This window comes from Micromonospora sp. NPDC049580, assembly GCF_040675595.1.
Taxonomy (GTDB): Bacteria; Actinomycetota; Actinomycetes; order Mycobacteriales; family Micromonosporaceae; genus Micromonospora.
The window spans coordinates 1-10,473 of the sequence record NZ_JBFAPG010000198.1; the positions used below are offsets into that span (position 1 = coordinate 1).

Consider the following 10,473-nt stretch of genomic DNA (forward strand, 5'->3'; position numbering starts at 1 on the left):
ACGCCGTCGCGCTGGAGGTTCGGCGCGGACGAGACCGAACGGCCACTGCGGGTGGTGCACTCCGGCGCCGACAGCTCCCGGTGCACGGTCGCGGCCAGGTCCGCGTCCGGGCGTTGGAGCTGCGCCTCCTCGCCGTAGCGGCCCACCGAGGCGCGCACCAGCGCCAGCCCGTCCGGCCGCCGCAGGTGCCCCCACTTCGTGGTGAAGAACGTGGCCGCCTTGATCAGCAGCCCTTCGGTGCTCGGCACCAGGAAGCCGGACAGCTCGGGCAGCAGCGGCTGCGGCAACGCCAGGGTGACCAGCGCGACGCTCGCGTAGTCCAGCTCGCCCACGGCCGAGGCGGCCACCGGGGCCGGGCCGGCGAGCAGCCGGGCCGCCGGCCGGGCCGGCACCGCCAGCACCACGGCGTCCACGTCGACCAGCTCCGGATCGCGGGTCGGGCCGACGGTGAGCCGCCAACCCGTGCCGGTGGGCGTGAGGTCACGCACCGCGGCGTCCCGTCGTACCGTCGCGCCGCTGGCCGTCACCGCAGCCTCGACCAGGGTGCTGAGCCCACCCGCCAGGGTGCCGAAGACCGGGGCGCCCGGCGCGCGCGGCGCGGCGGCCTGCGCCGCCCGGACCGCGCCGACCAGGGTGTGCTCCACCCGCGCGGCACGGGCCAGCGCCGGCATCGTGGTGACCAGCGACAAGTCGTCCGCGCGGCCCGCGTACACGCCACCCAGCATGGGGTCGACCAGCCGGTCGACCACCTCGTCGCCGAAACGGGACCGGACCAGCGCGCCCACCGAGACGTCCGCGTCCGGCCCGACCAGCGGCCGGCCGCCGTCGGTGTCGGCGTCCGCGGCCGGGCGCGCGACCGTGGCCACCCGCTCCAGATCCCCGGGTACGCCCACCAGCGTCCCGCCCGGGATGGGGCGCAGCCCTCCGTCGACGACAAGCGCGGCCTGCCCGACGCTGGGGTGCACGATCTTCTCGGCCAGCCCGAGCCGGCGAGCCAACGCCACCGCCGCGCTCTCGGCCCCGGTCGGGTCGCGCATCAGGAACGACTCGGCGCCGAACTCCACCGGCGCGCCGGCCAACGTCCCGGTGCGCAGCTTGCCGCCCACCGCGCCGGACTGCTCGTACACACTGATCTCGGTGCCCTCCGGCGCGCGGTCGCGCAGCCGGACCGCGGCGGCCAGCCCGGCGATCCCGCCGCCGACCACCGCCACCCGCCAGGGCTGCCGCATCGCCGTGTCAGCCCTGGTCGGCCCGGCGGCTGGAGACCTCATGCACCAGCGCCACCACCCGGGTCAGCACGTCCGGGTCGGTCTCCGGCAGCACACCGTGGCCGAGGTTGAACACGTGCCCGGGGGCCGCCCGCCCCTGCGCCAGGATCCGGCGCACCTCGGCCTCCACCACCGGCCACGGCGCGAGCAGCACGGTCGGGTCCAGGTTGCCCTGCACCGCCTTGTCCGGGCCGATCCGGTGCGTGGCCACGTCCAGCGGAGTACGCCAGTCGACGCCGACCACGTCGGCGCCGGCCTCGCCCATCGCGCCGAGCAGCTCGGCGGTGCCGACCCCGAAGTGGATGCGCGGCACGCCCGCGTGCGCCAGCCCGCTCAGCACGGCCGTCGAGTGCGGCAGCACGTAACGGCGGTAGTCGGCCTCGGAGAGCGCGCCCGCCCACGAGTCGAACAGCTGCACGGCGGACACGCCGGCCTCGATCTGCACCCGCAGGAACGCCAGCGTCACCTCGGCCAACCGGCCGCAGAGCGCGTGCCACAGCTCGGGATCGCCATACATCAGCGCCTTGGTCTTCGCGTGGGTCCGCGACGGGCCGCCCTCGACCAGGTAGCTGGCCAGGGTGAACGGCGCGCCGGCGAAGCCGATCAGCGGGGTGTCGCCCAGCTCGACCACCAGTTGGCGGACGGCCTCGTCCACGTACGGGACGTCGTCGCGGCCGATCGGGCGGATCCGCTCGATGTCGGCGGCGGTACGGATCGGCTCGGCCACCACCGGGCCGGTGCCCGGCACGATGTCCAGGTCGATCCCGGCCGCGGCGACCGGCACCACGATGTCGCTGAACAGGATGGCCGCGTCGACCCCGTGCCGGCGCACCGGCTGGAGGGTGATCTCGGTGACCAGCTCCGGGCGACGGCAGGACTCCAGCATCGGCACGGTGGCCCGGATCTCCCGGTACTCCGGCAGTGAGCGGCCAGCCTGGCGCATGAACCAGACCGGGGTGTGCGGGCCGGGCCGACGCCGACAGGCCCGGATGAAGGGCGAGTCGGCCGGGCCGCCGGGGCGCGGGTGTCCGTCTCGGGCGGCAGTGCCCGTGGTGTCCGTGGTCATCGCCGCAATCGTGCCACGCCGCCCGACCCCAGCCCGCCGCGGGTGAACGGAAGGGGACGCACCTAACGTCCGTCGCGCGGCCGGGCGGTCGGGGTACGTGTCGGCGCGCCGTCGAAGCGGGTGGGCCGACGGCGGCATAGGCTGCCGACATGGCCCCCCCGATCGCGCTCCCGGAGACCTTCGCCCGCGCGGTCGCCGGGCTGCGGTCGCCGGCACCCCGACCGGAGATCACCCTCGAGGAGGTCGGCGCCCCCCAGCGGCTCGCGCCGTTCACGTTCGCGCTCTCCGCGACGGTGCTGCGCGACGGCGACGAGGTGGCCACCGGCCGGCTGATCCTCCTGCACGACCCGGCCGGGCACGAGGCCTGGCAGGGCACGTTGCGACTGGTCACCTACGTGACGGCGGAGTTGGAGGTCGACCTCGCCGCCGACCCGCTGCTCCCCGGGGTCGGCTGGACGTGGCTGACCGACGCCCTCGACACCCAGGACGCGGGTCACCGGGCGATCGGCGGGACGGTCACCCAGACCATGTCGACCCGGTTCGGCGACCTCGCCGGGCCACCGACGGCCGGCGACATCGAGATCCGCGCCTCCTGGACGCCCGTCGACGACGACCTCGCCCCCCACCTGCTCGGCTGGTGCGCCCTGCTCGCCTCGACGGCCGGCCTGCCCCCACCCGGGGTCACCGCCCTGGCCGACCGCCGTCCGGCCGCCACCGCCTGAAACCCCGGCGGCGGCCGGCACAGCGGATCAGAGGTAGTTCTCCGCCTCGTCGCACACCTTGTCGAGGCCCTTCATCGCCGCGTCGTACGCGCCCTTGTTCCCGGCCGCCGCCGCACCCAGCGCGGTGGTCAGCTTGTCCAGGCAGCTCGCGATGACCTTCTTCTGCCGGGCCTGCTCGTCGCGGTCGTTGCGGGTGCCGGTCAGGTCCTGCTCGGTGTTGTCGAGCTTGTCCTGCATGGCCTGCAGATCGGTCTTGAGCTTCCCGATCTCGGTGGTGTTGGCCGCGATCGTCCCGTCGCGCTGGCTGACCTGACCGGTGAGGCGCTTCTCGGTCCGGTTCAGCTCGTTGTTCTTGGTCACGAACAGCCCGGTCATCACCCCACTGAGCACGAAGAGCAGCGCGGCCACCAGGGCCAGCACCAGCACCGCGCGACCCCGCCGCGGAGCCGCGGCAGCGCCGTACGGCACCATCCCGGGCGGGCCCGACATGGGCTGCCCGTACGCCGGACCGGAGACCGGCGGCGCGGACATCGGCTGGCCGTACGCCGGACCGGAGACCGGCGGCGCGGACATCGGCTGGCCGTACGCCGGACCGGAGACCGGCGGCGCGGACATCGGCTGGCCGGCGTAGGGCGGGGCGCTGGCCGGGTAGCCCGGCGTCTGCGGGGTGCCGTACTGCCGCTGCGTGGGCGCGGCGGCACCGTACTGCGGCGCGGCCTGACCCGGCGCGTACTGCTGCTGCGGTGCCGTCTGACCCGGCCCGTACTGCTGCGGCGGCGTGGGCTGGCCCGGCGCGTACTGCTGCGGCGCGGGCTGCCCGGCCGCGTGCTGCACCGTCGCGTCGGGGTCGGGCGCGTGCTGCACCGTCGCGTCGGTGCCGGCCGCGTGCTGCACCGTCGCGTCGGGGTCGGGCGAGCCGGCCGGCGGAGTCGGGGTGGCGGGCGGGAGACCCTCCGGCCCGGTCGGTGGCTGGGACATGTTCTTCCTCCAGGTGAGCAGGTCCTCCGCCGGTAGGCGCGACGGACCAGGTGCAGCGGCGGGATCGTCCGGGACCGAGGACCCGGATGGGTCGGGGACGGCCGGGGAGGCCGTCAGGCGCGAGCGGCCGGGGAGGCCGTCGGTGGCGGGAGCGGCCGGGCGGCCGTGGGTGGCGCGAGCGGCTGGGGCCGCAGGTCAGCAGATCTTGAAACCGTCGCAGGCGACCTTGATCGGGATGGCGAGCCCGATGCCCTCGGCGTCACGAGCCTTGGCGGTGGCGATGCCGACCACCTGCTTGCTGCCGTTGATCACCGGGCCGCCGGAGTTGCCGGGGTTGATCGGGGCGTCGAACTGGATGGCCGGTCCGGAGCCGCCCTGCGCGGCGCGCAACGCGCTCACCACACCGGTCGTGACGCTGTCCTCCAGGCCGAGCGGAGCACCGACGACGATGATCTGCTGCCCGGACTTCACGGCGCTGGGCGCGGTGACCAGGCCGGCGAACTTGCCGGTCGCCCGCAGGTGCGCCACGTCGTTGGCCTTGTCGACCTTGACGATGGTGGCCGGGAAGCGCTGGTCCGTGCGCTCCAGGAAGACCTGCCGGCCGCCGCTCTCCCAGATCGACTCGACCACGTGGAAGTTGGTGAACAGGTTGGTGCCGCCACCGGCGGCCGGCTTGCCCACCGCGAACGCGGTGCCGGTGAACTGGCCGGCCCGCACCCGGAAGACGCTGGGCAGCACGGCGCTGGCCACCGCCTCGGGGTTGAACGCCGCCCCGGCCTGCTTCTCCAGCGCGTCCGTGCGCTGTTCCAGGCCGTCGAGGCGGGTGCCGTCGCCGTCCTGGGCCTGGGCCAGCCGGCGGTCGGTGGCGGCGAGCCGGTCGCCGAGCCGGTCGAGCTGGTACGCCTGCAGGCCGGCCACGGCGGCCAGCGCGACGACGAGCAGCACGGCGAGCACCACTGGCCAGCGACGCCGGGTGGGTCGCGCAGGCGGTGTGACGCCCGGCCAGCCGGGCTGACCGGGGTGACCCGCGGTCGGGAACGGCGGTGCGCTGGCCAGGTCACCGGCGGGCGGATAGCCGCCGGCGCCGTAGGCCGTGGGAGCGCCCGGGGCGTACGGTCCGGCGCCGTACGGCACCGGACCTGCCGCGTACGGCGCTGGCCCAGGGGCGTACGGCGCGGCCGTGCTGTGTTCAGCGGCGGGGCCCGGCGTAGCGGCCGTGGTGTGCGGGCCGGCCGGCACGGGCCCCTGGGGCGCCGCGCCCCACTGGCCGGCGTTGGGTGGGGCCGCCCAGCCGGCACGGGGCGCCGGGACGGCGGCGGAGGGCTCGGCCCCGGGGCCCGGTGCACCGGCCCAGGTGGCGCCGACCTCCGGGTGCGGTTCGATGCGCGGCGGCAGGGGGCCCGGCCGTTCGGCCGCCCGCCCGCTCACGTCGTCAGGCTCGGCGCCCGTTGGCCGTGCGTCCCCCGCACCGAAGCCAGCCGTCATGATCGTCTTGCCCTTCCCCGTGGTCGTGCGCTTGCGGCCACGGCCCAGGATCACCCGAGCGGGGCCGGCGGCTCGATGGACCGTACCTGCGCGAACGGGCTTTGTCTCCCCCAATGTCCGGCATCCGAAGGGACACCTTGCGGACACCTGACCGACACACGCCGGACCGGCTGCACACGCCGGATCACGGCGCGCACTAGGGTTGGCAGGTGACCGACGAACCACCCCTGCGCCGTCGGCCCACCGAAGAACTCCCGGGACACGCACCCCAGCACCCGCCGTCGGCCCAGCCGCAGCCGGCGGGCGAGGGGCCCGACCCGACCGACGGTGGGCCCGTTCCGCTGACCGCCCCCCGCGACGGCACCCCTGATCCGGTGACCACCCCGGCCGAGCTCGCCGAGGTCGTGGCCCGGTTCGCCGCGGGCACCGGCCCGGTTGCCCTGGACGCCGAGCGCGCTTCGGGGTATCGCTACAGCCAGCGCGCGTACCTGGTGCAGCTGCGCCGCGAGGGCGCCGGCACAGCGCTGATCGACCCGCTGCCGCTGCCCGACCTCAGCACGCTGGACGCGGTGATCGGCGAGGCCGAGTGGGTGCTCCACGCGGCCAGTCAGGATCTACCCTGCCTGGCCGAGGTGGGGCTGCGTCCGCGCCGGCTCTTCGACACGGAACTGGCCGCTCGGCTGGCCGGGTTCGAGCGGGTCGGCCTGGCCGCGCTGACCGAGCAGCTACTCGGATTCACCCTGGAGAAGCATCACTCGGCGGCCGACTGGTCGAGTCGGCCACTGCCCGAGTCGTGGCTGACCTACGCCGCGCTCGACGTGGAGATGCTCACCGACCTCCGCGACGCGCTCGACGCCGAGCTGGCCCGGCAGGGCAAGTCGGCCTGGGCCGCGGAGGAGTTCGCCGCCCTGGTCCGGACCGGCGCCCGGCCGCCCCGGGTCCGCGCGGAACCGTGGCGGCGCACGTCGGGCATCCACCGTGTGCGCGGGGCGCGGGCCCAGGCCCGGGTCCGCTCGTTGTGGTACGCCCGGGACCAGATCGCGGCCCGACGGGACGCCGCGCCCGGCCGGGTGCTGCCGGACTCGGCCATCGTCGCCGCGGCCGAGCTGGACCCGAAGGACGAGAAGACGCTGCTGACGCTGCCCGGCTTCGGGGGGCGGTCGGTCCGTCGGCTGGCCCGTACCTGGCTGGCCGCGCTCGACGACGCCCGGGAGCTGCCGGACGACGCGCTTCCGGTCATCCCGGCGGTGGAGGGCCCACCACCACCGCACCGGTGGGCCGAGCGGGACCCGGTGGCGGCCGGTCGCCTGGCCCGCTGCCGGGAGGCGGTGGTCCGCATCGCGGGCGAGCACAACCTGCCCCCGGAAAATCTGATCACCCCGGATTCGGTACGCCGTCTGGCGTGGAGCCCGCCGGAGGAGGTCATCGAGGACACGGTGGCGGAGTCCCTGCGCGGCTTCAGCGCCCGCGAGTGGCAGATCGCCCTGCTGACCCCCGACCTGACCCAGGCCCTGGCCCCCAACCCCATCCCCTGACCTGCCCCCGCTCTCTGGTGTGGGGTGTGCCACAGCGGGGGGCGGGCGGCAGGTTGGTTACTGGCGAGTAGCATCCGGGGTAACGTGCCCGTTCGGCTAGGAGGCTCAAGTGCCCCGTGAAGTTCGGGATGTCGTCTTCGTCGACGGCGTCCGTACCCCGTTCGGCAAGGCGGGTGGCATGTACGCCAACACCCGCGCCGACGACCTGGTGATCCGCTGTATCCGTGAACTGCTGCGCCGCAACCCGCAGCTGCCGCCGGAGCGGGTCGAGGAGGTCGCCATCGCGGCCACCACCCAGATCGGTGACCAGGGCCTCACCATCGGCCGTACCGCAGCGCTGCTGGCCGGTCTGCCCAAGACCGTTCCCGGCTTCGCGATCGACCGGATGTGCGCCGGCGCGATGACCGCCGTGACCACCGTCGCGAGTGGCATCGCCATGGGCGCGTACGACGTCGCCATCGCCGGTGGCGTCGAGCACATGGGCCGCCACCCGATGGGTGAGGGCGTCGACCCCAACCCGCGCATCATCGCGGAGAAGCTGGTGGACCCGTCGGCGCTGGTCATGGGCGCCACCGCGGAGAACCTGCACGACCTGGTCCCGCACATCACCAAGGAGCGCACCGACGCGTTCGCGCTCGCCTCGCAGCAGAAGACGGCGAAGGCGTACGCCAACGGCAAGCTCCAGGACGACCTGGTGCCGGTGGCCATCCGCGACGCCGAGGGCGGCTGGGGTCTGGCTGGAGTGGACGAGGCCCCCCGCGACACGTCGCTGGAGAAGCTGGCCACCCTGAAGACCCCGTTCCGCCCGCACGGCAAGGTCACCGCGGGTAACGCGGCGGGCCTGAACGACGGCGCCACCGCGAGCCTGCTCGCCGACGAGGCAACCGCCCGCGAGCTGGGCCTGCCGATCGCCATGCGGCTGGTGTCGTTCGGCTTCGTCGGGGTGGAGCCGGAGGTGATGGGCGTCGGCCCGATCCCGTCGACGGAGAAGGCCCTGCGCCTGGCCGGGCTGACCATCGACGACATCGGACTGTTCGAGCTGAACGAGGCCTTCGCCGTGCAGGTGCTCGCCTTCCTCGACCACTTCGGCATCGCCGACGACGACCCGCGGGTCAACCCGTGGGGCGGCGCCATCGCCATCGGCCACCCCCTCGCCTCGTCCGGCGTACGGCTGATGACCCAGCTGGCCCGCCAGTTCGCCGAGCACCCCGAGGTCCGCTACGGCGTCACGGCGATGTGCATCGGCATCGGCATGGGCGGCACGGTCATCTGGGAGAACCCGCACTGGACGGAGGGCGACAAGTGAAGGCGCCGAACGAGGTCGTCACCAGGGCGCTGCTGCGCTCGGTGACCGTACCGGGGCTGGACCGACCCGCCGCCCTGATCACCCTGGACAACGGCTTCGACCACACCAAGCCGAACACCTTCGGCCCGGCCGGTCTGACCAGCCTGGACGAGGCCATCACGGCCGCGCTCGCCGCCGACCCGGCGTTCATCGCGGTCACCGGCAAGCCGTACATCTTCTGTGTGGGCGCAGACATCGTCGGCCTGCCGCAGCTCGCCGACCGCGCGCAGGCGCTGGAGATCGGCCGGCTCGGCCACCGGGTCTTCGCCCGGCTCAAGGACAGCACCGTGCCCACGTTCGCGTTCGTCAACGGCGCGGCCATGGGCGGCGGCCTGGAGCTGGCGCTGCACTGTCACTACCGGACGCTCTCCGGCGGCGCGGCGGCGCTCGCCCTGCCCGAGGTCTCCCTCGGTCTGGTGCCCGGCTGGGGCGGCACCCAACTGCTGCCGAACCTGATCGGCATCCCCGCCGCCACGCAGGTGATCATCCAGAACCCGCTCATGCAGAACAAGATGCTCAAGCCGAAGCAGGCCGCCGAGCTGGGCATCGCGGACGTGCTGCTGGAGCCGGCCGACTTCCTGGAGCGGTCGCTCGAATGGGCCGCCGGCGTGGTGCGCGGTCAGGTCACCGTGACCCGGCCCGAGGTCGACAAGGACATGTGGGCGGGCGTGCTCTACTTCGCCCGGGAGACGCTGAACCAGCGGCTGCACGGCGCGGTCCCGGCCGCGTACAAGGCGCTCGACCTGTTGGAGACGGCGAAGGACGGCGACTTCGCCGCCGGCACCGCCGCCGAGGACGAGGCCCTCGCGGACCTGGTCTTCTCCGAGGAGCTGCGCAGCGGCCTGTACGCCTTCGACCTCGTGCAGCGGCGGGCCAAGCGGCCGGCCGGCGCACCGGACAAGGGCCTGGCCCGCCCGGTCACCAAGGTCGGCATCGTCGGCGCCGGCCTGATGGCCAGCCAGTTGGCGCTGCTGTTCGCCCGCCGCCTCCAGGTGCCGGTCGTCATGAGCGACCTGGACCAGGCCCGGGTGGACAAGGGCGTCGGCTACGTGCACACCCAGATCGAGAAGGCCGTCACCAAGGGCCGGATGGACAAGGGCACCGCCGCCAAGCTGTACGGCCTGGTCAGCGGCACGGTCGACAAGGGCGCCTTCGCGGACGCCGACTTCGTCATCGAGGCGGTCTTCGAGGACCTGGGCGTCAAGAAGCAGGTCTGGGCCGAGCTGGAGAAGATCGTCTCCCCGGAGGCGGTGCTCGCCACCAACACCAGCTCGCTGTCCATCACCGAGATGGCCGCGGAGCTGGAGCACCCGGAGCGGGTGGTCGGCTTCCACTTCTTCAACCCGGTGGCCGTGCTGCCGCTGCTGGAGATCGTGCGGGGCGAGCGGACCGACGACGCCACCCTGGCCACCGCGTTCGCGGTCGGCAAGCAGCTCAAGAAGTCGAGCGTGCTGGTCAAGGACGCCCCGGCGTTCGTGGTGAACCGGCTGCTCACCCGCTTCCTGGGCACCGTCTTCGCGGCCGTCGACGCCGGCACGCCGTTGGACGTGGCGAACAGCGCACTGGACACGCTGGGCCTGCCGATGCGCCCGCTCGCCCTGCTCCAGCTCGTCGGGCCGGCCGTGGCGTACCACGTGGGCGGCACCCTGCACGAGGCGTTCCCGGACCGGTTCGGGGTCAGCGAGAACCTCAAGCGGATCGCCGACTCGGGCCAGCCGATCGTGGTCGACGACCAGGTCAACGACGAGGTGGCCAAGCTGCTCGTCGTCGGTGACCAGCCGCTGACCGCCGAGCAGGTACGCCAGAACGCGCTCGACGCGCTCGCGCAGGAGATCCGGCTGATGCTGGACGAGGGCGTGGTCGCCGAGGCGCAGGACATCGACCTGTGCATGATCCTGGGCGCCGGTTGGCCGTTCCACCTGGGTGGCGTCACGCCGTACCTGGACCGGACCGGCACCAGCGAGCGGGTCACCGGCCGGCGGTTCCTGCCGCTCGGAGCGGCGAGCCTGCCCGCCTGACACGACCCCAGCACCACCGTCGCGGTGGCCGGCCCGGTCCACGAGGGACGGTCCGG

The 10,473-nt window shown here is 74.3% G+C and carries 8 protein-coding genes; 4 read left to right on the top strand and 4 right to left on the bottom strand.

The window, feature by feature from the left end:
- Positions 1–1,229: protoporphyrinogen oxidase (gene hemG / locus AB0J68_RS17505; RefSeq protein ID WP_363939389.1), on the bottom strand; the 1,229-nt coding region annotated here is incomplete at its 3' end.
- Between the two features lie 7 nt (positions 1,230–1,236).
- Positions 1,237–2,334 (bottom strand): uroporphyrinogen decarboxylase, encoded by a 1,098-nt coding sequence (gene hemE / locus AB0J68_RS17510; RefSeq protein WP_354858140.1) that lies wholly within the window; start codon positions 2,332–2,334, stop codon positions 1,237–1,239.
- 149 nt (positions 2,335–2,483) lie between these two features.
- Here hemE and AB0J68_RS17515 point away from each other — a divergent pair, with 149 nt between their 5' ends.
- Complete coding sequence (locus AB0J68_RS17515) at positions 2,484–3,056, top strand: DUF3000 domain-containing protein (protein WP_266250991.1); 573 nt, start codon at positions 2,484–2,486, stop codon at positions 3,054–3,056.
- A 27-nt stretch (positions 3,057–3,083) separates the two neighbouring features.
- Here AB0J68_RS17515 and AB0J68_RS17520 read toward each other — a convergent pair whose 3' ends face one another.
- Both AB0J68_RS17520 and AB0J68_RS17525 read right to left on the bottom strand, forming a co-directional pair.
- Positions 3,084–4,034, bottom strand: a complete 951-nt coding sequence (locus AB0J68_RS17520; RefSeq protein WP_363939381.1) for a hypothetical protein — start codon at positions 4,032–4,034, stop codon at positions 3,084–3,086.
- 195 nt (positions 4,035–4,229) lie between these two features.
- Positions 4,230–5,519, bottom strand: coding sequence for a trypsin-like peptidase domain-containing protein (locus AB0J68_RS17525; RefSeq protein ID WP_363939383.1), 1,290 nt, complete (start codon positions 5,517–5,519; stop codon positions 4,230–4,232).
- 209 nt (positions 5,520–5,728) lie between these two features.
- Between AB0J68_RS17525 and AB0J68_RS17530 the strand changes: the two genes are divergently transcribed.
- The 3 genes from AB0J68_RS17530 to AB0J68_RS17540 all read left to right on the top strand — a co-directional run bounded on the left by AB0J68_RS17530 (position 5,729) and on the right by AB0J68_RS17540 (position 10,417).
- Positions 5,729–7,054: a ribonuclease D gene (locus AB0J68_RS17530; RefSeq protein ID WP_363939385.1), complete on the top strand. Its 1,326-nt coding sequence runs from the start codon at positions 5,729–5,731 to the stop codon at positions 7,052–7,054.
- Positions 7,055–7,163: 109 nt separating this feature from the next.
- Entirely contained in the window at positions 7,164–8,360 is a 1,197-nt protein-coding gene (locus AB0J68_RS17535) for a thiolase family protein (protein ID WP_354858147.1), read from the top strand.
- Positions 8,357–10,417: a 3-hydroxyacyl-CoA dehydrogenase NAD-binding domain-containing protein gene (locus AB0J68_RS17540; RefSeq protein ID WP_363939387.1), complete on the top strand. Its 2,061-nt coding sequence runs from the start codon at positions 8,357–8,359 to the stop codon at positions 10,415–10,417. The genes AB0J68_RS17535 and AB0J68_RS17540 overlap by 4 nt, the downstream gene beginning before the upstream one ends.
- Positions 10,418–10,473 lie beyond the last annotated feature (56 nt).